Source organism: Rhodanobacter sp. OR87, assembly GCF_000473345.1.
Taxonomy (GTDB): domain Bacteria; phylum Pseudomonadota; class Gammaproteobacteria; order Xanthomonadales; family Rhodanobacteraceae; genus Rhodanobacter; species Rhodanobacter denitrificans.
The window spans coordinates 20,613-44,382 of the sequence record NZ_AXBJ01000022.1 but is presented as its reverse complement, the minus strand read 5'-3'; the positions used below and the strand labels follow the sequence as shown (position 1 = coordinate 44,382).

12 protein-coding genes and 1 riboswitch are annotated in these 23,770 nt (G+C 68.0%); of the genes, 6 read left to right on the top strand and 6 right to left on the bottom strand.

The genetic code is table 11. The features are described from left to right. Positions 1–4 precede the first annotated feature (4 nt). The 3 genes from RHOOR87_RS0115050 to RHOOR87_RS0115040 all read right to left on the bottom strand — a co-directional run bounded on the left by RHOOR87_RS0115050 (position 5) and on the right by RHOOR87_RS0115040 (position 3,543). Positions 5–526, bottom strand: coding sequence for an acyloxyacyl hydrolase (locus RHOOR87_RS0115050; protein ID WP_027485469.1), 522 nt, complete (start codon positions 524–526; stop codon positions 5–7). A 168-nt stretch (positions 527–694) separates the two neighbouring features. Further along, positions 695–2,167 carry a pitrilysin family protein gene (locus RHOOR87_RS0115045; RefSeq protein ID WP_027485468.1) on the bottom strand — a complete coding sequence of 491 codons (1,473 nt, stop codon included), beginning with the start codon at positions 2,165–2,167 and terminating at the stop codon, positions 695–697. Continuing rightward, positions 2,164–3,543 carry a pitrilysin family protein gene (locus RHOOR87_RS0115040; RefSeq protein WP_027485467.1) on the bottom strand — a complete coding sequence of 460 codons (1,380 nt, stop codon included), beginning with the start codon at positions 3,541–3,543 and terminating at the stop codon, positions 2,164–2,166. Before RHOOR87_RS0115040 ends, RHOOR87_RS0115045 begins: the two co-directional genes overlap by 4 nt. A gap of 165 nt (positions 3,544–3,708) precedes the next feature. Here RHOOR87_RS0115040 and RHOOR87_RS0115035 point away from each other — a divergent pair, with 165 nt between their 5' ends. Together RHOOR87_RS0115035 and RHOOR87_RS0115030 are read left to right on the top strand one after the other, a co-directional pair. Continuing rightward, the gene (locus RHOOR87_RS0115035; RefSeq protein ID WP_027485466.1) at positions 3,709–4,665 is read left to right on the top strand and encodes a hypothetical protein; all 957 of its coding nucleotides are present in this window, start codon (positions 3,709–3,711) and stop codon (positions 4,663–4,665) included. A gap of 87 nt (positions 4,666–4,752) precedes the next feature. After that, positions 4,753–6,042, top strand: coding sequence for an MFS transporter (locus tag RHOOR87_RS0115030; protein WP_027485465.1), 1,290 nt, complete (start codon positions 4,753–4,755; stop codon positions 6,040–6,042). A 58-nt stretch (positions 6,043–6,100) separates the two neighbouring features. On the opposite strand, the gene RHOOR87_RS0115025 is transcribed toward RHOOR87_RS0115030, so the two are convergent. From RHOOR87_RS0115025 to btuB, 3 genes are all read right to left on the bottom strand, one after another. Next, the gene (locus RHOOR87_RS0115025) at positions 6,101–9,271 is read right to left on the bottom strand and encodes an efflux RND transporter permease subunit (protein ID WP_015446456.1); all 3,171 of its coding nucleotides are present in this window, start codon (positions 9,269–9,271) and stop codon (positions 6,101–6,103) included. Positions 9,272–9,415: 144 nt separating this feature from the next. After that, entirely contained in the window at positions 9,416–12,592 is a 3,177-nt protein-coding gene (locus tag RHOOR87_RS0115020; RefSeq protein WP_027485464.1) for an efflux RND transporter permease subunit, read from the bottom strand. A 173-nt stretch (positions 12,593–12,765) separates the two neighbouring features. Then, on the bottom strand, positions 12,766–14,613 hold the full coding sequence (gene btuB, locus RHOOR87_RS0115015; RefSeq protein WP_007510300.1) for a TonB-dependent vitamin B12 receptor: 1,848 nt from the start codon (positions 14,611–14,613) through the stop codon (positions 12,766–12,768). A 130-nt stretch (positions 14,614–14,743) separates the two neighbouring features. Then, a riboswitch (cobalamin riboswitch) is annotated at positions 14,744–14,975 on the bottom strand. A gap of 485 nt (positions 14,976–15,460) precedes the next feature. Here btuB and RHOOR87_RS0115010 point away from each other — a divergent pair. The 4 genes from RHOOR87_RS0115010 to RHOOR87_RS0114995 all read left to right on the top strand — a co-directional run bounded on the left by RHOOR87_RS0115010 (position 15,461) and on the right by RHOOR87_RS0114995 (position 23,756). Then, on the top strand, positions 15,461–18,475 hold the full coding sequence (locus RHOOR87_RS0115010) for a TonB-dependent receptor (protein WP_007510299.1): 3,015 nt from the start codon (positions 15,461–15,463) through the stop codon (positions 18,473–18,475). 189 nt (positions 18,476–18,664) lie between these two features. Then, the gene (locus tag RHOOR87_RS0115005; RefSeq protein ID WP_027485462.1) at positions 18,665–20,287 is read left to right on the top strand and encodes a sulfotransferase; all 1,623 of its coding nucleotides are present in this window, start codon (positions 18,665–18,667) and stop codon (positions 20,285–20,287) included. 76 nt (positions 20,288–20,363) lie between these two features. After that, positions 20,364–21,989 (top strand): sulfotransferase, encoded by a 1,626-nt coding sequence (locus RHOOR87_RS0115000; protein WP_027485461.1) that lies wholly within the window; start codon positions 20,364–20,366, stop codon positions 21,987–21,989. Between the two features lie 129 nt (positions 21,990–22,118). Next, entirely contained in the window at positions 22,119–23,756 is a 1,638-nt protein-coding gene (locus RHOOR87_RS0114995; RefSeq protein ID WP_155950961.1) for a sulfotransferase family protein, read from the top strand. Positions 23,757–23,770: the final 14 nt, after the last annotated feature.

Genomic DNA, 23,770 nt, shown 5'->3' with positions numbered 1-23,770 from the left:
GATCTCAGAGATCGAACGCGACGCCGACCAGCGCCATCGTCTCGCCGGTGTTCGGGCGGTGCAGCCCGCCATTGGAGACGTGCCGCAGCGCCACGCTGAAATGCTTCGCCTGCCAGCCCAGCGTGCTGACGAACTGGTAGTGGCTGGAGAGTGCGTGGGTGGCGTGGTTGGTGACGGCGAGCTGTTCGCTGAAAAACAGCGGCTGGTACCAGTCGCCGGCCTCGCCGAAGTGGAAACGCGCGCCGGCGGCCAGCAACGCCACCGAGTCGCGATTGGTGTAGCGGCTGTCGTCGGTCGCCACGTGGCGGCCGTCGATCCAGCCGAGCGAGACATCCGGCGCCCAAGTGAAGCGGGTCTGGCCCAGCGGCTGCGGCGCGAACACGGCCTCGACGAAGGCGGTGTTCGCGCCGTGGCTGTTCGAATAGCTGCGGCCGGCCTGCAGCTCGAAGCGGGCGGCCGTCGCAGGCAGCGCGGCGGTGACCAGGGCGAGCGCGAGCGCGCTGCGGATGAGGGGACGAAGGGACATGGGGCAACCTCGCGGCAGGTTTCTTTTTATGTACCGCATAGTCTACAAATGGCCGACGCCCGGCGCAGCTTTCCTTTGGTGCGATTTCGGCAACGGATTGTTGCCCGCGCGATGTAAAAACCCCGGCACGATGGCCGGGGTTCGGGTGCCGCCCGCGCTGGAGAAAAACTACTTGCCGACCACCGGCTGCAGGGTCGGGCTGTCCAGGTCCAGCGCGGTCGATTCCAGCAGCGCGGCCTGCGGATGCGCCTTGCGGACGTCCGCGGCGAACTGCGCGGCGTCGCCGACCACCACCACCGTGCTGGCGCCGGCATTCAGATGCTTGTCCGCGTACTTCTCGATCTGCTTCGGCGTCACCGCCTGCACCTTGGCGACGTACCGGCCGATCTGGTCCAGCGGCACGCCATACACGGCCAGCTCGCCGACCTGTTCGGCCAGCCCGGTGGTGGTTTCCAGGCTGCGGCCGTAGCCGCCGATCAGGGTGGCCTTGCGCGCGGCCAACTCGTCGGCGGAAACCCGCGTGTCGCCCAGCCGCCTGAACTCGCCCAGCATCAATTCGACCACCTGCGCCGCGGACGGGTTCTTGGTCTGCGCCGAGGCCAGCCACAGGCCGGCGTCGCGCAACGGCTGCAGCCGGCTGTTGGCGCCATAGGACAGGCCGCGCTTGATGCGGATCTCCTCGTTCAGGCGCGCCGAGTACGAGCCGCCGAGCACCGCGTTGGCGAGCGTGCCCACGTAGTAGCCGTCGTCGCTGCGCGACGGCGCTGCATGCGCCGCGACCACGCCGGCCTGGCCGGCGCCGCGCTGGTCGATCAGCACGATCGCCGGCACGCGGCTGGCGGCCTTGCCTGCCGCGCGCGCAGGCAGCGGCGTGGCCGGCTTCGGCCAATCGCCGAAGCTGGCCTGCGCCAGCTGTTGCGCCTGGGCCGGGGTGATGTCGCCGGCGAGGATCAGGATCGCGTTGTCCGGCCGGTACAGCGCGGCATGCAGCCGCTGCACGTCGGCGCGGCCGATCCGCGCGATCGAGGCCGGCGTGCCGCCGCGCGAATGGCCGTAGGCGCCGTCGCCGAACACGCCGCGGCTGGCCGCCAGCGAGGCCAGCGCGGTAGGCCGGCTCAGCAGCAGGCGCAGGTCGTCGATCGCCTGCGCCTGCGCCCGCTTCAGCTCGGCCGCGCTGAAATCCGGCTGGCGCACCACTTCGGCGAGCAGGCCCAGCGCCTGCGGCAACTTCGGCGTGGTCACGGTGATGCCGACCGCACTTTCGTCCCAGCCGGCATCGGCATCCAGCGAACCGCCCAACGCCTCGGCGGCGGCGGCGATCTGCGGCGCGCTCTGGCCGGCGGCGCCCTTGGTCAGCAGGCTCGCGGTGAGGTCGGCCAGGCCGGCCAGCACCGGCGGGTCCATCTCGCCGCCGCTGCGCAACACCAGCTGCGCGGTGACCAGCGGCAGGCCGGCGCGGCGCACGCTGATCACCTGCAGGCCGTTCGCCAGGGTTTGCGTCGACGGCGTCGGCACGGTCAGCTGCGGCGCGGGGCCCGGCGCAGGCGGCGTGGCGGGAAACTCGGCGGCCGCCACGTTACCGGCGGCGATCGCGATGGCCGTAAAGACGGCCAGACGGCAGGCGTTCTTGCGGCGGCTCATTTCGCTGCTCCCGAGGTCGTCGCCGCCCCGGCGGGCTGCGGCAGGTAGTCGATGGTGACGCTGTGGGCGCCGGTGACGTATTTCTGCAGCACGCGGTGCACGTCCTGCTCGCTGACTTTCTGCAGCGCGGCCAGGTCGGTGTTGACGTGTTCCGGATTGCCGTCGATCAGCGTCGCCTGGCCCAGCGCGAAGGCCAGGCCCTGCGCGGTCTGCCGCTGCTTCAACTCGCTGGTCAGCAGCTGGGTCTTCACCTTGTCCAGCTCGGCGGCGGGAATCGGCTGGGTCGCCAGCCAGATGATCTCCTCGTGCAGCAGCTTCTCCGCCTCGGCCGGCTGGTGGCCGCTGGCGAGGATCGCGTAGGCGGTGAACAGGCCCGGGCCGACCCGGCCGTCGGCATCGGCGCCGACCCGCTGGGCAACCTGGTGGCGATACACCAGCGACTGGTACAACCGCGAGGAATCGCCCTGCGAAAGCAGCGCGGCGGCGACCTGCAGCGGGATGCGGTCGGCCGTGTCGGACGCCGGCGGCAGCAGCCAGGTGAGCGCCACCGCGGGCAGCGGCGCGGTTTCGCTGGTGACGGTGTAGCGCAGGTTCTTCTTGCGCTTCGGTTCCTGCGCGGTGACCTGCGGGATCGGCGCGGCCGGTTTCGGGATCCAGCCGAAATACTGATCGACCCACGCATCGAGCTGCTTCGGATCGAAATCGCCGGCGACGATCAGGGTGGCATTGTCCGGCCGGTAGAAGGTCTGGTGGAACGCGATCACGTCCGGCAGCGAGGCCGCCTCCAGGTCCTCGATGCTGCCGATGGTGGGGCGCTTGTACGGATGCACGGTGTACGAGTGCGGGTCAATCGCGTTGAACAGCTTGCCGTACGGGTTGGCCAGCACGCTCTGGCGGTATTCCTCCTCCACCACCGCGCGCTCGGACTTGAAGTTCGCCTCGTCCACGTTGAGGTTGGACAGCCGCTCGGCCTCGGCCCACAGCAGGGTCTGCAGATGGTTGCTCGGCACCACCTCGAAATAGTTGGTGACGTCGTCGCCGGTGGAGGCGTTGTTGGCGCCGCCGACGTCCTCGGTGAGCCGGTCGAACTGCTCGGCGTGCATGTGCTTGGTGCTCTTGAACATCAGGTGCTCGAACAGATGCGCGAAGCCGGAACGCCCCTGCGGGTCGTCCTTCGAGCCCACGTGGTACCACACCTGCACCGCCACGTTCGGGCTGGCGTGATCCTCCACGCTGAGCACCTGCAAGCCGTTCGGCAAGGTGCGCTGATGGTACTGGATCGGCGGAATGGCCAGTTCGGCCGCGAGCAGCGGCGGCGAAGCCAGCGCGGTCAGCAGGACGAGCGGGGCGAGCAAGGCAGCCGGACGCAGATGCATGGGCGGTCCCTTTGGTGGAAAGGGCTCAACCTTAGCAAGTCGTGCCGAGCCATGCTCGTGACGTGCCGCCTGTCCGCGCAGGCATGCCCGGATACCGCTCGACTTCATGGCGAACCGGGCGATCTGCGATGATGGGCAAACGCGAGCCTGTCGTGAGGGGGTGGCATGTTCCGCTGGATCAAGAACGTCTGGACGGGTTCCGAGCCCGTCGAATTCGTGAGCGCGTTCGGCATGAACGAATCCGTGGAGCGACTGCGAGCCGCGACGCGCCGGTGGTCGTTTCCGTTCGCCACGCAGGAATGCGCGGCTGGCACGGTGCAGGAAAACCGCGTGTCGTTGCAGCGGGTCATTCCGATGGTCGGCAACTCGTTCAAGCCGTTCTTCATCGGCAGGTTCGAGCAACGGCAGGGCAAGGTGGTGCTGCGCGGCCGTTTCACCATGATGCTATTGGTGAAGGTGTTCATGGCGTTCTGGCTTGGCATGCTTGCATTGTTCGCGGTGGCCGGCTCGGCGGCTGCCGTGGCATCGCCGAAAGCCGCCATGTTCCCGCTGGCGGCCGTCGGGATGATGGGCTTCGGCGTCGGGCTGACGGCGCTGGGTCAATGGTTTTCACGGAACGACGCCGCCTGGCTCACCCATGTCATGCGCACCGCTCTGCAAGTACTGCCGGACACCGCCACGCCGGGCCAGGGTGCAGGCCTTGCCGACCAGGCGGCGACTGGCAAGACACCCGTTTTCATCTACACGCTGGCCGGGCTGTTCACCCTGTTCGGGCTCCTGGGCATCATTTCGGCGATCAGCGGCATCCAGACCTATCGCGGCGGCCCTGACGGAGCCGTGATCACACCCTATGCAAACGAAACGTTTCGCATGCTCGTCGGCGCGGGCTCCATCGCGATGCTCGGCGTCGCCCTTGGCATCTATCGACGCATGCTGTTCGCCTGGCGGTCGGGCTTCGTGCTGCTGGCGGCAAGCACGGTCTACTCGATCATCAGCCCGCTCGTACGCACCGACCTCGGCGATGCGCGCGTGCCGGCACTCGTGTTCGGTGGCATTTCCGTAGTGATCGGCGTGTTCTGGGGGTGCTGGTGGCATGCCCAGCGCCACCACTTCCACGATTGATTGCCCTGCACGATCCGCGAAAACGCACGCCAGACCTGCCGATGCGCTGCAAGGGCGCAGCGTCAATCCATCATCAAGGGACTTCCGATGCCCACAGCAGCTCGATCATCGCTGTTCGCCAACCACAACTTCACGCTGTTGTTCGGCGGCAGCACGATCTCGGCGATCGGCGACCAGTTCACCCTGGTGGCGTTGCCGTGGCTGGTGCTGAAACTCACCGGCGACCCGGCCGCGCTCGGCCTGGTGCTGGCCGCGATGGCGCTGCCGCGGGCGCTGTTCATGCTGATCGGTGGTGCGGTGGTGGATCGCATGTCGCCGCGGCGGGTGCTGCTCGGCGCGCGCGCGGTCAATGCGCTGCTGGTCAGCCTGCTCGCCGTGCTGGTGCTGGCCGGGGCGATCCAGATGTGGACGGTCTACGCGCTCGCGCTGGGCATCGGCCTGTCCACCGCGTTTGCCTATCCGGCGGGTTCGGCGATCCTGCCGCAGCTGATCCCGCCGCAGCAGCTGCAGCCGGCCAACGCGCTGTTCATGGGCACGCGCCAGCTGAGCATGATCGTCGGCCCGGCGATCGCCGGCCTGCTGATCAGCGTCGGCGCGCACGGTAGCCACGGCAACGGCGTGGCCGATGCCGCCGGGCTCGGACTCGCGTTCGGCATCGATGCGGTGAGCTTCCTGTTCTCGCTCGGCTCGCTGCTGCTGATCCGCATCCACAGCGACCACCACCCGAAGGCCCCGGTCGGCAGCGTGCTGGCGAACGTCGCCAGCGGCATCCGCAACATCTGGGCCGACCTGCCGCTGCGCGCATTCATCCTCTATGCCGCCGTGGTATCGGTGTTCGTGGGTGGCCCGATCCAGGTCGGCCTGCCGGTGCTGGCCGATACCCGGCTGGACCTGGGTGCTGCGTCGCTGGGCATCCTGATGACCGCGAACGGTGGCGGCATGCTGCTGGGCAGCGTCCTCTCCGGTGTCGCGACGAAGCTGGTACGCGGCCGGCTCGGCCTGATGGTGCTGGGCATCGACAGCCTCGCCGGGCTGGCGCTGGCCACGCTGGCGCTGGTGCACTCGACCTTCGCCGGCGCCATGCTGCTGGCCTGCACCGGCGTGCTCGCCGGTATCGCGCAGATTGCCATCATCAGCTGGATCCAGCACCGCGTGGCCCCGGAGATGATGGGCCGTACCATGAGCGTGCTGATGTTCGCCTTCATGGGGCTGGGCCCGCTGGCGGCCGCGATCGCCGGCAGCCTGTTGAAGGTGGCCTCACTGGCGACCTTGTTCACCGCGGCGGGACTGACACTGAGCGCGATCGCCCTCGCCTGCATGACCAGCCCGGCGCTGCGCAGCATCGGTGCGGCGCGGCCCGGGGCAGCGCCAGCATGAGATCTCCGGCGCGGCGCCGGGCGACGGGAGCGAGTTGACGTTCCGTGGCGGCGCCGGGTCAGGACGCCGTCTGCACCTTGCCCAACGTCTTCAAGCGTTTCTTCTCCGCCTTGCGCTCCCTGCGCGCCGCCTTGCGGATCTTGCGGTCGTAATTCCACAGGTAGATCGCCGGCGTGCTCAGCAGGGTCAGCAACTGCGACACCAGCAAACCGCCGACGATGGCGATGCCGAGCGGCTGGCGCATTTCCGAGCCGATGCCGAAGCCGATCGCCAGCGGCAGCGCGGCACCCATCGCCACCAGGGTGGTCATGGTGATCGGGCGAAAGCGCACCAGTGCCGCCTCGCGGATCGCCTCGGGTGCGGGCAATCCCCGCTCGCGTTCGGCGACCAGCGCGAAGTCGACCATCAGGATCGCGTTCTTCTTGACGATGCCGATCAGCATCAGGATCGCGATGATCGCCATCATCGAGATCTGCGTCTGCGTCACCAGCATCGCCAGGAACGCACCGGCGCCGGCCGCCGGCAGGGTGGACAGGATGGTCAGCGGATGGCCAAGGCTTTCATAGAGGATGCCCAGCACGATGTACATCGCCAGGATCGAGCCGAGCAGCAGCACCATGCCGTTGGACTGGGCCTGCTTCAGGCGCTGGTTGGCGCCGGTGAAATCCACCCGCATGCCGGCCGGCAGGCGCGCGGCGTAGGCGGCCTGCTCGACCAGCTTCACGCCGACGTCCTGGGTGACGTCCTTGGCCAGGTTGTAGCTGATCGTGGCCGCCTCCAGCTGGTTGTGGTGGCGCACGCGCAGCGGACTCATGTTCGGCTCGATCGTCGCCAGCGCCGATAGCGGAATCATCCGCCCCTGCTCGTTGCGCACGCGCACGTCCAGCAGCGACTCCGGGCTCACCCGCTCGGCCGCGCCGGTGCTGAGTACCACCGCGTACTGGTTGATGTCGGAATAGATCTGCGAGACCTGGCGCTGGCCGAACGCGTTGTACAGCGCCGAGTCGATGGTGCCGACGCCCACGTGCAGGCGAGCGGCCGCCTCGCGGTCGATCCGCAGCAGCTGCTGCTTGCCGACCTGGTCGAAGCTGCTGCTGACGTCGCGGAACTGCTGCATGCCGCGCAGCTGCCGCACCATCTTCAGCGTCCACGGCTGCAGGTCGCCGCCGTTGCTGCTGACCAGCTGGAATTCGTATTGGCCGCCCTTGTCGCCGCTGCCGCCGCCGCCGAGGAACTGCGCGGCGCTGACCGAGACCTTCACGTTGGCCAGCTTGTCGTACTGCTTGGACAGCCGCTCGACCACCTGCTTGATGCCTTCGCGGCGCTGGCCCGGCCCGCTGCCGCGCGGCTTGAGGTCGACGAACATCTGCGCGTTGTTGCCCACCGCGCCGCCACCGCCACCGTCGCGGCCGAGCATGGTGAGCTGGTCGAGCACGGCGGGGTCGGCCTGCATGATCTTGGCCACCGCCAGCGCACGCGCGGTCAGTTCGGCCGGCGAGATGTTGGCGTCGGCGCTGATGTCCACCTGCAGCTGGCCGGTGTCCTCGTCGGGCATGAAGGTGCCGCCGGCGGTCTTGGCCACCGCGAAACCGAGCACGAAGGTCAGCACCAGCAGCGTGAGCGGCTGCCAGCGCATGATCCGGCGATGGTGCATCGCCCAGTCCAGCGCACGCTGGTAGACGTGCAGCAGCTTGCGGTCGAAGTTCTCCACCGCCTGCTCGATCCGCCCGGGCGGCCTGCTGCGCTCCGGCTCGTGGGTCAGCATCCACGCGCACAGCGCCGGGGTCAGCGTGAGCGAGACCAGCGCCGAGATCACCACCGCCGCGGTCAGCGTCACCGAGAACTCGCGCAGCAGCATGATCAGCATGTTGTTGCCGAACAGGAGCGGCGCGAACACCGCCACCAGCGACAAGGTGATCGAGATCACCGTGAAGCCGATCTCGCGCACGCCGGTGAGCGCGGCCTGCATCGGCGGCTCGCCGCGCTCCATGTGGCGCACGATGTTCTCGATCACCACGATCGCGTCGTCCACCACGAAGCCGATGCACAGCACCAGCGCCACCAACGACAGCGTGTTGAGCGTGTAGCCCAGCGCCCACATCACCACGAACGCGCCGGCCAGCGACAGCGGCACGCTCAGCGTGGCGATCAGCGTGGGCCGCAGCCGGCGCAGGAACACCAGCATCACCAGCACCACCATCGCAATCGAGATCAGCAGCGCCACCTGCACCTCGTGCAGCGCCGACTTGGTGGTCTGGGTGAGGTCGAACACCGGCGTCATCGTCACGTTCTGCGGCAGCGAAGCGCGCAGCTGCGGCAATCGCGCGCGGATCGCCTCCACCGTGGCCACCGCATTCGCCTCCGGCCGCTTGCTGATCTGCAGGCCGACCGCGCGCGCGTCGTTGAACCAGGCCGCCTGGTACTCATCCTGCTGGCCGCTGTAGACCTTCGCCACGTCGGACAGCCGCACCGGCGTGCCGTTCTTCACCGAGATCAGCAGGCGGGCGAACTCGGCCGGCGTCTGCAGGCCGTCGCTGGCGCTCACCGTCATCTGCGTGCGGCCGTCGCTCAGCGTGCCCTGCGGCGAGGTGACGTTGGCCGCGCGCAGCGCGTTGGCCACGTCGTTGGTGGTGAGGCCCTTGGCCGCCAGCGCACCGTTGTCCAGCTCGATGCGCACCGCATGCGGGGTGCCGCCGAACACCTGCACCTGGGCCACGCCGTCGATCTGCGCCACCGCCGGCTTCAGCATAGTGTCGGCCAGGTCGAACAGCTGGTCCTGCGGCAGCCCGGTCGAGGTCAGCGTGAGGAACAGGATCGGGATCTGCGCGGTGTCGAACTTGAAGTACTGCGGTGGCGACGGCATGCCGCTGGGCAGGTCGACCGCGGCCGCGTTGATCGCCGCCTGCACGTCGCGCGCGGCGCTGTCTGCGGTGCGGTCGAAGGTGAAGCGCACCATCACCGAGGCCTGGCCCTCGCTGGCGTTGCCGTACATCTCGTCGACGCCGGGAATGCGCCCCAGGTGCCGCTCCAGCGGCGCCAGCACGGTGTTGGCCATGGTCTGCGCGCTGGCGCCGGGCTGGCTGGCCACCACGTACACGCCGGGGAAATCCAGCGACGGCAGCGCCGCCACGCCGAGCAGCAGGTACGCCCACAGCCCGGCCAGCATCAGGCCGAGCGCGAGCAGCGAGGTGCCGACCGGGCGGCGGATCAACGGGGCAAAGATGTTCATGGCGCTTCCGCCCGCGCGCGAGGCAGGCGTGGGGAGGTCGGGGAAGGGGTGGGCAGTCCGTGCATGCCCACTTTATGCCTTTCGGCGCCTCGCGGCGTATGTGCCTGAAGTCCACACCCTGCCGGAAGGCAGGGGTAGTGGCGGCTATTTCGGCAAGGCCGGCATCTGCTGCTGCACCAGGCGCTGGCGCTTGATCTCGGCGCGCAGCTGCCGCCGCGCTGCCTTGCGCTCGCGGTGGTCGTGTTGCCACAGGTAGATCGCAGGGGTGCTCAGCAAGGTCAGCAGCTGCGACACGAACAGGCCGCCGAGGATGGCGATGCCGAGCGGCTGGCGCATCTCCGAGCCGTAGCCGAAACCGACCGCCAGCGGCAGCGCCGCGCCCATCGCCACCAGGGTGGTCATGGTGATCGGGCGGAAGCGCACCAGCGCCGCTTCGCGGATCGCCGCCGGCGGCGACATGCCGCGGTCGCGTTCGGCGACCAGGGCGAAGTCGACCATCAGGATCGCGTTCTTCTTGACGATGCCGATCAGCATCAGCACCGCGATCACCGACATCAGGGTCAGCTGGGTATGCGTGACCAGCATCGCCAGGAACGCGCCCATGCCGGCGGCCGGCAGGGTGGAAAGGATGGTCAGCGGGTGGACCAGGCTCTCGTACAGGATGCCGAGCACCACGTACATCACCAGGATCACCGCCAGCAGCATGATCAGCGCGTTGTTCATCGCGTCGACCAGGTTCTTGTTGTCGCCGCTGTACTTCTTGTGTACGCCGGGCGGCAGCTGCGCGGCGAACATCGCTTGCTCGACCAGTTTCAAGCCATCCGCCTGGGTGACGCCCTTGGCCAGGTTGTAGTTGATCGCGGCCGATTCGAGCTGGTCGAAGTGGCTGATGCTGACCGGCGCGATGTGCGGCCGGATCTGCGCCAGCGCGGACAGCGGGATCATCTCTCCCTGCGTGTTGCGCACGTAGGTATTGAGCAGGGTGGCCGGGCTCAGCGACTCGGCACTCTCGGCGGTGATCACCACGCGGTACTGGTTGATGTCCGAATAGATGGTGGAAACCGGGGTCTGCCCGAATGCGTTGGCCAGCGCCGTGTCGACCTGGGCCACACTCACGTGCAGCCGCGCGGCGGCGTTGCGGTCCACCTGCAGCATCTGCTGCTTGCCGATGCTGTCGAAGCTGGTGCTGACGTTGCGGAACTGTTTCATGCCGCGCATCACCCGCGCCAGCTTCAGGGTGGGCTGCTGCAGCGGCACGCCGTCCACGCTGTCGAGCTGGAACGCATACTGCCCCCGGCCGCCGCCCGCACCGCCGCCACCGCCGATGAACTGGTTGACCGAGAGCGACACGTCCAGGTCCGGCACGTTCTTGAAGACCTTGTCCAGCCGGTCGACCACCGCCTGGGAGCTGACGTGGCGGTCGCCGGGCCGGTCGCCCGGCGGCTTCAGGTCGACGAACAGGCTGGCCTGGTTGCCGACCGCGCCGCCGCCGTTGTTGCCGCCGAGGAAGGCAGAGACGTCGCGCACCGCCGGGTCGGCCTTGACCTTCGCCGCCACCTCCTGCGTGCGCCGGGACAGCAGCAGCGGCGAGACGTTGGCGTCGGCGGTGATGCTCGCCTGCAGCAGGCCGGTGTCCTCCTTCGGCATCAGGCCGCCGCCGGCGGTCATCACCACCACCACCGCCAGGCCGATGGTAAGCACCAGCAGGATGATCGGCTGCCAGCGCATGATCCGACGGTGCCGCATCGCCCAGTCCAGCGCGCGCTCGTAGACGCGCAGCATGCCGCTGTCGAAACGCTCGGCCAGCCGCTCCAGCCGCCCCGCTGTGCGCGCGCCGGAGGGCTCGTGCGCCAGCCAGGCGCCGCACAACGCCGGGGTCAGCGTGAGCGAGACCAGTGCGGAGATCACGATGGTGGCGATCAGGGTCACCGAGAACTCGCGCATCAGCATGGTGAACATGTTGTTGCCGAACACCATCGGCCCGAACACGGCGATCAGCGACAGCGTGATCGAGAGCACGGTGAAACCGATCTCGCGCACGCCCTTGAGCGCCGCCTGCAGCGGCGGCTCGCCGCGTTCCATGTGACGCACGATGTTCTCGATCACCACGATCGCGTCGTCCACCACGAAGCCCACGCACAGCACCAGCGCCACCAGCGAGAAGATGTTCAGGGTGAAGCCGAGCATCCACATCGCCACGAACGCGCCGGCCAGCGACAGCGGCACGCTGAACATCGCGATCACGGTGGGCCGCAGCCGGCGCAGGAACACCAGCATCACCAGCGCCACCATCACGATGCCCATCAGCAGCGCTACCTGCACCTCGTGCAGCGCCGACAGCGTGGTCGGGGTGAAGTCGAAGATCGGGGTGATGGTGGCGTCGGCCGGCAGCAGGCCGCGCAGCTCGGGCAGGCGTGCGCGGACCGCTTGCACGGTGGCCACCGCGTTCGCCTCCGGCCGCTTGTTGATCTGCATCACCACCGCACGCTGGCCGTTGAACCACGCCGCGGCGTACTTGTTTTCCTGGCCGCCGCTGATCGTCGCCACGTCGGCCAGGCGCACCGGCACGCCGTTGCGGCTGGCGACCACCAGCGCGGCGAAGTCCGGCACCGTGTGCAGCGCGTCGCTGGCGCTCACCGTCATGCGCGTGACGCCGTTGCTGAGCATGCCCTGCGGCGAGCTGACGTTGGCCGCGCGCAGCGCATTGGCCACGTCGTTGGCGGTGACGCCCATGCCCACCAGCGCACGGGTGTCCAGCACGATGCGCACCGCATGCGGCGTGCCGCCGCCCACCTGCACCTGGGCCACGCCGGGGATCTGCGCCACCGCCGGCTTCAGCAAGGTGTCGGCGAGATCGTACAGCTGGTCCGGCGGCAGGCTGGAGGAGGTCAGCGAGACCAGCAGTACCGGAATCTGCGAGGTGTCGAACTTGACGTAGCCGGGCGGGCTGGGCAGCCCGGGCGGCAGGTCCGGCGCGGCCGAGTTGATCGCCGCCTGCACGTCGCGCGCAGCCTTGTCGGCGCCGCGGTCCATGTTGAAGATGACCTGGATCTGCGCGCCGCCCTCGCTGGCGCTGGAGGCCATCATGCGCACCCCGGGGATGCGCCCGAGATGGCGTTCCAGCGGCGCGACCACGGTGGAGGCCATGGTCTGCGCGCTGGCGCCGGGCATCTGCGCGAACACCGCCACGCCGGGAAACTCGATCGACGGGAACGCCGCCACGCCGAGCAGCAGGTACGCCCACAAGCCGCCCAGCATCAGGCCGATCGCGAGCAACGAGGTGCCGACCGGGCGGCGGACCAGCGGTGCGAAGATATTCAGACAGCCTCCCTGGCGCAGCGGCGTGGCGTGAGGGCCAGCAACACGACCCGCGGCATGACGAGAGTTCCATTCATGCCCGCTTTATGCCAGCTGCCGCGCTCCTGGCGCATGTGCCTGAAGTCCACCCGCCGGCAGGAACCCGCCACCGGGCTCCTGCCGGCGTCGCGGCGGGGTCAGCGCGCCGGGCTGTAGCGCAAGGTCAGGAACGCACCGCGGCCGGGCTGGTTGAAGTACCACACGGTCTCGTAGTGGCGGTCGAACACATTGGCCAGCCGCGCTTCGAGCTGCCAGTCCGGCGCGAAGTGCCAGCTGGTGCGCAGGTCGGCGGTGGTGTAGCCGGCCAGCGGGTGGCGGTTCGCCGCGTCGTCGTAGCTGCGTCCGGCCGCGTTGACGCTGGCGCCCACGCCGAACGCACCATAGCGCCGGTCCAGGTCCAGTCGCGCGGTGCGCCCGGGCCGGCGCGGCAGCCACTTGCCGTCGTTGGCGCCGCCGTCGTCGTTGCGCGGCTGCAGCCAGGTCAGGTAGCCCTGCAGCTGCCAGCCGGCGAGGGTCGCGCCGAGCTGGCCTTCCACGCCGCGGATGCGCGCCTTGCTGATGTTGGACGGGAAGTAGTTGGCGTCCAGCGCGATCAGCTGGTCGATGCGGGTCTGGTAGGCGTTCAGCGCCCAGTTCCACGCATCCTGCTGCTGGCTCAGGCCCAGTTCGGCGCTGCGCGATTGCTCCGGCTTCAGCTGCGGGTTGCCGCTGCCGTACGGGTAGTACAGGTCGTTGAAGGTCGGCGCATGGAACGCGCTGCCGTAGCTGGCCGACAGGCGCAGGCCATGATCGAAGTGGTAGCCCCACGCCGCGGCGCCGGTGTTGTGGTCGCCGAACTGGCCGTTGTGGTCGCGCCGCGCCGACAGCTGCACCTGGTGGCGGCCGAACGTGCCCTGGTACTGCACGTAGCCGCCGGTGTTGCTGCGGCGGCTGGCGAGGAAGCCGGTGTCGCTGTCGATGTGCTCGCCCTGCCAGTCGACACCCAGGGTCAGCAGCTGGTTGTCGGCCATGCTGAGGTCGTTCTGCCACGCCGCCTGGTTGCGCCGCGAGTAGATGTAGCCGACGAAGTCCCGGTTCTCGTAGTTGTCGTAGCGGTCCAGGTTCTGGCCCACGCTCAGCGTGGTCTTCCACGCCGGGAGCGGATTGAAGCTGAAGCTGCTGCCGGCAACCTGCTGCAGGGTGCGGCTGCGGTTCTGGTAGCTGCCGTCGAAATGGATCTCGCCGAGGCTGCGCAGCCAGGTGCCGGTGAGCTCGGCGCCATTGTCCCAGCGATAGCCGCCACTGGCGCTGAGGTTCTTGTTGCGGAAGGCGTCGCGGTCCGGCTCGTCGGTGAAGCAGCCGGCGAACGCTTCGGCCGCGCCGATGCGGCACGCGTTGATGCCACGGGTGTACTGGGCGCCGACGCCGAGGTTGTACCAGGCGTGCCCATCGCCGCCGGACAGTCCAGCCTGGCCGCGCAGCAGGCGGTTGCTGCCGGTGGTCACGCTGAACGAGGGTTGCAGGCCGCCGCCCGGCGTACCACGCCGGGTGAAGATCTGGATCACCCCGCCGATCGCGTCGGCGCCGTACAGGCTGGAACGCGGGCCGCGCACCACCTCGATGCGCTCGATCTGCTCCACCGGAATCTGCTCGAACGCCGCCAGCCCGGCGCTGACCGAGGCCACCCGCACGCCGTCGACCAGCAGCAGGGTGTGGGTGGAGTTGGTACCGCGCAGGAACAGCGAGGTCTGCTGGCCGTAGCCGCCGCTGTTGGCGAAGCTCAGCCCGGGCAGCCCGGCCAGCAGGTCAGGCACCGACAACGGCTGCAGCCGCTCGATGTCGGCGCGGGTGATCACCGTCACCGACGACAGCGCCTCGTCGGCGGTAATCGCGGTGCGCGTGGCGGTGACGATCACCGGCGCCAGCGCCGACGCCGCGTTCTGGTCGGCCGCGTGGGCGGCCAGCGTGCCGCCGAGCAGTGCCGCTGCCAGCAGGGTCTTCTTCATGTTCGTTCCTCTACGCCGTGCACCCGCGCACGGCTCATGGGTTCAATGAGCTGGCGGCAAGCGAGGGAGGAAGACGGAACGACGGGCAGGCGGCAACGACCGACACGTGGTTCGGCCTCGCCCACCGCGAGCCACCAGGAAGCGTTCGGGCCGGTCTCCGGGCTGGCGAGTGGCATGCGGTGACCTGCATGCCCCGAGCGGCGCCTTCCCGTGCCATGCACAGTGGCGTTCGCCGCCGGTGATCTCGCTTACCGTTGCGGGGGCAGCGCCGGCCTTGCAGTGTGTTCGCACACCACGCACCGGCTTCCCGTTTCATCCCTCCGGCCATGCGCCGTCGGGACACCTGAACGGCGCGACTCTAGCGCCGACCGGGGAGCACATGCAATCGGATCGCCGCGTTAACGGCTGGTCCGCCCTGCCGCACCCGATTGTTCCGGTGCCCATCTACAGCTTCGCGACGCACCGGCAAATAGCTGAAATCGAGAAACGATAACCGTAGATTCTTTCGGAAAAATAATAGCGAAACGTAACTTCTTGCTAATTGGCGATTAATCATAAAGATTTTGTTGACTGCAGTATTTACATCGCCTTATGTTCAGAAGGCAGGTCGCCCAAACGGCATGGCTACGGGCCTTGGCAGGTTTGGCTGGCCACTTGGCGGCAGTCGACGACATATGCCCGGCCTGCTGTTTTGGGATGAATCAATTGCGTTGCATCACCCGGCCCTCATGGGCCTTTCACTCTGGGGAAATCATTACCAATGAGCAGGCACAACAAAATACATAATCCGAGGTGGCGCCACACCGCTCTGGCCGTAGCCCTGAGCATGAGTCTCGGCGGCGTCGCCATGGCCCAGTCCACCACGGGCTCGATCTTCGGCCAAGCTCCGGCGGCCGCGGGCGAAACCGTCAGCGCCACCAACGCTTCGGGCCTGACGCGCGAGGTTGCTGTCGATAGCTCCGGGCGTTTCCAGATCAGCAACGTGCCGGTGGGTACCTATACGGTCTCGCTGAAGAAGGATGGCGCGGTCGTCGACTCGCGCAAGGTGTCCCTGGCGCCCGGCGCCGGCACGGCCGTCACCTTCAGCGCCGAAACCACCTCGCTGAGCGCGGTCACCGTCTCGGCCAATGCGCTGCCGGCCATCGACGTCTCCAGCGTGAGTTCCAGCACGGTCATCACCGCCGCCGACCTGCGCAAGCTGCCGGTCAGCCGCAACGCGGAGTCCATCGCCCTGCTGGCGCCAGGCACCACCAGTGGCAGCAACTTCTTCAACGGCCCGGGCGGGCACTCGCTGGTCTCGTTCGGCGGTTCGAGCGTGACTGAAAATGCGTACTACGTGAACGGCTACAACACCGGCGAGCCGTACAAGAACCTGGGCGGCTTCCAGCTGCCCTACGGCGCGATCGACCAGCAGGAAACGCTCACCGGCGGCTACAACGCCAAGTACGGCCGCTCCGACGGTGGCGTGATCAACCAGCTCGGCAGGCGCGGCACCAACGAGTGGCATTTCGGCGCCCAGGTGGCCTGGGAGCCGAGGTTCCTCGAAGGGACCCCGGTCAACAACTATTACGGCCACCCGACCGTCCCGGCGTCGACCAGCCAGGTCAACTACGCGCTGGAAAAACCGGCCCTGGCGGGCACGCTGCACCAGTACCGCAACGACAACAAGCAGTGGCAGACGATCTACTCTGCTTACGTCGGTGGCCCGCTGATTCAGGACAAGCTGTTCATGTTCCTGGCGGCCGAGACCTCCGAGACGCAGTCCAACAACGTGGAAATCGCGTCCAACCAGAAGGTGCAGTACAACAACGACAAGGACACCAAGTTCTACGGCAAGTTGGACTGGAATATCACCGACAGCAACATCCTCGAGCTGACCGCGCTGAACAACCGTTCCCGCAGCGGCGCAGGAGCCACCTACGCGTTCGATTACAACACGCTGAAGTCGGGTGCTTTCGTCGCCAACAACGACGTGACCAAGGACAACGCCCAGTTCTACCTTGGCCATTTCACCAGCTACATCACCGACGCGGCCACGCTGAGCATCCTGTACGGCAAGGCGAATTTCCAGAACCCGACGATCTATGGCAACACCAGCCCGCTGCCGTTCATTTCCCGCCCCTACAACCAGAACCCGGCCTACCTGCCGCCGGGCACGGGGCCGAACGGCATCACCAACAACCAGACCAACACCAGCTGGTCCGCGAGCAACGCAACCAACGGTACCCATGGTTTGCGCGTCGACTTCGATTACCGGCTGGGTGACCACGACCTTGCCGTCGGCATCGACAACATGACCTACAAGGCCCGCAACCAGGGCCCGAACCAGCAGAACCCGTTCAACCCGTCGATCAACTACTACTGGCGCTACCTCGCAGGCGGCGTCGTGCAGAAGCGCGAGATCGGCTGGCAGACCAGCATGACGATGACCCAGAAGGCCTACTACCTGCAGGACAGCTGGCAGGTGCTGCCGAACCTGCTGCTGGACATCGGCGTGCGCAATGACCACTTCACCAACTACAACGATGTGGGCAAGGCGTTCGTCGACGAGAAGAACCAGTGGGAACCGCGCATCGGCGCCAGCTGGGACGTGAACGGCGACTCCTCGTTCAAGATCTACGGCAACGCGGGGCGCTACTACCTTGCGCTGCCGGATAACGCGGCGGAACGCGCGGCAAACATCTCGACCTACCTCACCACCAACTACAGCTACACCGGTATCGACGCCAACGGCATCCCGACCGGCCTGGCGACGCTGGACGACCCGGCGACGACTTCGCCGGATGGCGAGAAGGGTCTGCCCAAGGACCCGCAGCAGGTCACCGCGCGCAACCTGAAGGCCGAGTACCTGGATGAGTTCATCGTCGGTTTCGACAAGAAGCTCAACGACAGCTGGACCTACGGCGCCAAGGCGATGTGGCGCGACCTGAAGACCGCCATCGACGACGAGTGCTCGCCGGGCCGGATCGGCAACAAGATGGTGGCCCAAGGCGTGGACCCGGCCGCATTGGGCGGCGCCTACTACGATTCACTGTACGGTGCCAGCTACTGCCGCCTGATCAACCCGGGCCTGACCAACGACATTCTGGTGAAGTCGAGCGACAGCACCCATCCCGACCTTCTCGTCACGATGAGCCAGAAGGATTGGGGTTACCAGCAGGGCGTGAAGCGCAAGACCGGCTCGCTGAACCTGTACCTGGAGCATCCGTTCGACGGCAAGTGGCAGGCGCGCGTGGACTACACCTACACCCGCGGCTTCGGCAACACCGAGGGCCAGGTGCGCTCCGACTTCGGCCAGGCCGACGTGTCCAAGACCGAAGACTGGGATTCCTGGCAGCTCATGGACGGCGCAAACGGCGAGCTCGCCAACGTCCGCAAGCACCAGTTGCGCATCCGCGGCGCCTACCAGATCACCCCGGAGTGGCTGGTGTCCGCGACGCTGCTGGCGCAGTCCGGCTATCCGAAGGAGTGCCTCGGTTACTACGGCGTGGGTGGTTCGGGCAAGGCCTACTATGGCCCGGGCAAGCCGGGCGATCCGTCCGGTTACAACAACTACGGCAGCGGCAACTATCACTGGTGCAATGGCGTGCGCTACCCGGCGGGTACCCTCGGCCATACGCCGTGGACCGAGCAGCTCAACCTCGGCATCCACTACGCGCCGGCGTTTGCCGACAACAAGCTCGGGATCAATCTGGACATCTTCAACGCGCTGGACCAGCAGAGGGCCGTGCAGACCGATCCGGCCGGCAACAGCTCGTACAACCGGACCACCAATACCCTCAACATCAACAACAGCTACGGCGACGGCATCTTCTTCCAGCCGCCGCGCACGGTTCGCCTGTCGGTAACCTACGACTACTGATCGTACGAGCTGATTCGCGTCTTGAAAGCCACCGGCTCCGGCCGGTGGCTTTTTCTTTGAGGTGGCCACGGCGGCGCGCGTCCACGACGATCCGGCGGGACCCGGCCAGCGCGGGCGCGACCTCGGCAAGGCACGTGGAACACCGCGGTGGAGCGCACGTTTTCCCGCCCCTGAAGTTACTATGCCCGAATGAATCCTCAGGACACCGGCACGGCGGAAAACCGCCTGCGCATGCTCGCCCGGCAGCACATCGACGGCCGACAATGGGGCGCTGCGCAGGCTGTCCTGGAGTCGCTTGCCCGACAGCTGCCGCACGACGCTGCGGTAATGGTCGAGCTGGCCGATGTCCTGTTCAGGCGCGGCCGGTTGCGTGAAGCGAGCGCACAGATGCTGCGGGTCGCGGCCCGGCTGCCACGGAATGGCCCGCTGATCGTCGGCGTGGCGAAACGCCTGATCGCCTTTGGCGAAGTTCCTGCCGCCCGCAGCTGCCTCGATCTCCTCGCCCGGGCCCCCGCCCCGCCCCCTGAGCTGCTGGTCGCGCAGGCACATCTGCGCTTCGGCCTCGGCGAGATCGCCGCGGCGAAGACGCTGATCGAGAAAGCCCTCGCGGCCGGCGCCGATGCGCCGGGCGAACTGCATCTGTACGCCATGCTGCTTCAGTTCAGCGGCGACATCGACCGCGCCAGCACCGTACTGGAAGGCTGCCTGGAGCGCTGGCCGCAATTCGGCGACGCGGTGATGGCGCTGGTGAACCTGCGCAGGCAGCGGCCGGAAAGCCATCCGCTGGGCCACGTGCAGGCGCAGCTGCGCCGCCTTCCCGCCGACGACCCGGATCCCGCCGCGCGGTTCGTCCGTGCCGAGTTCGAGTACGCGCAATTCAAGATACTGGACGATCTCCAGCGCTACGCAGAGGCGTGGCCCGCGCTGGCGCGGTGCAACGCCATCATGCACGAGCTCAATCCGTACGACGCCGACGCCGAGGCCGCCGTCACCGACGCGCTGATGAGCATGCCCACGCCGGACGACAGGTCCCAGGCGACGTCCGCGTCAGCGTTCGAGGGCCCCACGCCCATCTTCATCGTCGGCATGCCGCGCTCGGGCACGACCCTGCTCGATCGGATGCTGTCCCGCCATTCGCAGATCGCCTCCGCCGGCGAGATCATCGACTTCTGGCGCCAACTGCACTGGGTCACCGACGTGGCTCCGGCCGGGTCGCGCGAACTGCTGGAAGCCATCCGGCGCAGTGCGTATATCGATTACGCCGGGCTGGGCGCACGCTACCTGCGGCAGACGCAGTGGCGCGCCCAGGGGCGCACGTACTACATCGACAAGCTGCCCGCCAACTTCCGGATGGTCGCGTTCATCCGTCGGGCCTTGCCGCAGGCGCCGATCCTGCACCTGGTGCGCGATCCGATCGACACCTGCTTCTCCAACTTCAAGGCGATGTTCGGCAACGTCTCGCCGTACAGCTACGACCTGCCGGCGCTGGCCCATTACCACGGGCAATATGCGCGCCTGACCCGGCACTGGCATGCCCGGCTTCCGCACGCCATGCTCGACGTTCCCTACGCCGCCCTGGTGCGCGATCCCGGGAACACCTTGCGAGGCGTGCTCGAGCATTGCGGGCTGGCACTGGAGGAAGGCTGCCTGCAGCCGGAGCTCAATACCTCGCCGGTGGCCACGCCGAGCAGCGGCCAGGTGCGCGAGGCCATCCATACCCGCAGCCTCGACCAGTGGAAGAACTACGCCGCGCAACTGCAACCGCTGCGCCAGGCGCTGGACGAGTTTCCCGGCCAGGCGCAGCCATCGTGACGACGCCCGCCCGCACCGCCGACCGGCGCCACGGCGCGGAAGCGCTGCCGCCACCCCGCCAGGGCCGCCACTCCCGATGACCGCCGATGACATGTCCGCCGCGGAAAGCCGCCTCCGCCGCCGCGCCAGACAGTACCTGGACGCCGGCCTGACGGACGCCGCGCAGATCACCCTGGAGGCGCTGCTCGAGCGAGTGCCCGACGATGCCCCCGCCCGCATGGAACTGGCCAACGTACTGCTCGGGCGCGGCCAGTTGCAGGCGTCGACCCGCCAGCTCCTGCAGATCGCCCGGCTTCCCGCCGGCAACGTTCCCCTGCTCGTGCAGACGATACGGCGGCTGTACTTCCATGGCGAAGTCGTCGCCGCACGGAGCTGCCTCGACCGCCTCGAGCGGGCACCCGATCCGCCGGCCCCGCTGCTGGCCGAGCAGGCGCAATTGCGCTGGATGCTGGGCGAGATACCCGCGGCGATGGCCCTGATGGAGCGCGCAAGCGCAGCGGGGGTCGAAACACCCGATGCCTGCTACCTGCACGCGATGCTGTCGCAGTTCACCGGGAACATCGCCCAGGCCCGCGGCATGCTTGAAACGTGCTTGCGGCGATGGCCGGATTTCGGCGACGCGGCGGTGGCGCTGGCGAACGTGCGCAGGCAAACGCCGGAAGCCAACGACCTCGGGTTGTTGCGCGAGCGGCTTCGGCGGATGCCGCAAGACAGCAATGCCGCGGAAATCCTGGCCAGCCGCGCCGGATTCGAGTCGGCGCTTTTCAAGGAGCTGGACGACCTCGACTGCCCGGACGAGGCATGGCAGGCGCTGGCGCGCAGCAATGCCATCATGCACGCGCTGCACCCCTACGACGCGGCAGGCGAGACGGCCGTGACCGATGCGATCATCCACGCATCCGAGGCCCTCGCGGCGAAGCCCGCCAGGCCGGCCCCGCCCCCCGGCGACGCCACGCCGATCTTCATCGTCGGCCTGCCCCGATCCGGCACGACCCTGCTCGACCGCATGCTCTCCAGCCACTCGCAAGTGGTTTCGGCCGGCGAGATCAACGACTTCCGCCGACAGCTGCGCTGGATGACGGACGTTCCCCCGGGTGGCGTTCAAGGCATGCTGACCGCACAGCGGCGCAGCGTGGGCATCGACTTCGCGGAACTGGGCGCCCGCTACCTGCAGCAGACGCAATGGCGTGCGCAGGGGCGCCGGTTCTACATCGACAAGTTGCCGATCAACGTCCGCATGGTGCATCTCATAAGCCGCGCGCTGCCGCATGCGCCGATCCTGCACATGGTCCGCGAACCGATGGGCGTGTGCTTCTCCAACTTCAAGGCCATGCTCGGCCCCGCCTCCGCCTACAGCTACGACATGCAGACGCTGGCCCACTACCACGGACAGTACGTGCGACTGACCAATCACTGGCACACGCGCATGCCCGGGGCGATGCTCGACGTTCCCTACGCGTCGCTGGTGAGCGAGCCGGCAGCGACCCTGCGCCGGGTGCTGGAGCACTGCGGACTGGCGGTCGAAGAGGGCTGCCTGCATCCCGAACGCAACATGGCCCCGGTGGCTACGCCGAGCAGCGCCCAGGTGCGCGAACCGATCCATCAGCGCACCCTCGGCGAGTGGCAGCGTTATGCAGGACCGCTGGAACCCTTGCGACTCGCGCTCGAGCGAGCGCCGCGTCAGATCCATGGCCTTGCGTGAGCCCGCCTTGTACGCAGGTGGCAGGCATGCCCGGCACCGCCGGCCCTGGCGGGTTTCCATGGGGCGAGGCAGCATCGTCCAGGCTGCCGCCCGACGGGCCATGCCTTGCTGCATTGGTCGAGCCAAGACATGCGCGAATACCCGCTCCCCATCCCCATCGTGGACATCCCGATGACAGCTGACCGTCTTCGCCGCCAGGCCCAGCAAGCCATGGATGCCGGGCAATGGGATGCGGCGCAGGCCGCACTCGAGTCGCTCGCGCAGCACCAGCCGCACGACGTGTCCATCCACATGGCACTGGCCGACGTGATTCTCCGTCGGGGCAGGATGCGTGCCGCAACCCGGCATCTGCTGCAGGCCATCCCGTTGCTGCCAAACGACGCCAGCCTGATCGCGCAACTGGCATGGCGTCTGTCCACGAACGGCGAGATCCAGGGTGCGCGCGCCTGTCTCGCGCACCTGGCACGCGCGCCAAACCCGCCGGCGGAAGTGCTCAGCGAGCAGGCCCACCTGCGCTGGGCACTCGGCGAGATCCCGGTGGCGCGGGCGCTGATGGATCGGGCCGTGGCCCTTGGCGTCGACACCAGCAGCGAGTATTACCTGGATGCCATGCTGTACCAGTTCCTGGGCAGGCTTGCCGAAGCCGAGGCGGTGCTGCTGGCCTGTCTGCGACGCTGGCCGCGCTACGGCGATGCCGCGGTGATCCTGGCGAACCTGCGCCGGCAGACACCGGAAGCCAACCATCTGGAGCTTTTCCGGGAATCGCTCGGACGAATCTCCGCAGCAAGCACCGATGCGCGCGACAAGTTCGCCCGCGCCGAGTTCGAATCCGCGATCTTCAAGGTGCACGACGACTGCGGGCGCCACGACGAGGCGTGGTCGGCACTGGCACGCAGCAATGCCCTCATGCACGACATCAACCCCTACGATGCGCAGGCCGAAGCGGCACTGACCGACGCACTGGTCGGCATTCCGGAGCCCCTCGCGGCGGCAGTAACCGACGCCGCGGCGGAGTTTGCCGGCCCCATGCCGATCTTCATCGTCGGCATGCCCCGATCGGGATCGACCCTGCTGGACCAGATGCTGTCCAGTCATTCGCAGGTGATTTCCGCCGGGGAGATCCCGGACTTCCAGCACCAGCTTCACTGGATGGCCGATGTTGCGCCACGAAGCGCGCAAGGCATGCAGAAGGCCATCGAGCGCAGCGCGGGGATGGATTTTGCGGAACTCGGCGCGCGCTACCTGCAGCAGACCCAATGGCGTGCCCACGGGCATCGCTTCTACATCGACAAGTTGCCGATCAACGTGCGGATGGTGCCGTTCATACGCCGGGCGCTGCCCCGTGCGCCCATCCTGCACCTGGCGCGTGAGCCGATGGACGTGTGCTATTCCAACCTGAAGGTCATGTTCGGCAAGGCTTCGCCCTACTGCTACGACCAGCAGGCGCTCGCCCATTACTACGGCCAGTATGTACGCCTGACGAACCACTGGCGGGCCAGCATGTCCGGGGCCATGCTCGAGGTTTCCTATGCCGCCCTGGTGAACGAGCCCGAGGCGACCATGCGCCGCGTGCTGCACCATTGCGGGCTGGCGATGGAAGAAGCCTGCCTGCATCCCGAGCGCAACCCGGCCCCGGTGGCCACGCCAAGCAGCGTGCAGGTGCGCGAGCCGGTGCATTCCCGCAACCTGGGCCAGTGGCGCCGCTACGCCAAACAACTCGAACCGCTGCGGCTGGCCCTCGCCGAACAGGGGGTTGGCGTGGGTTGAGCGCGCTCGCGCAT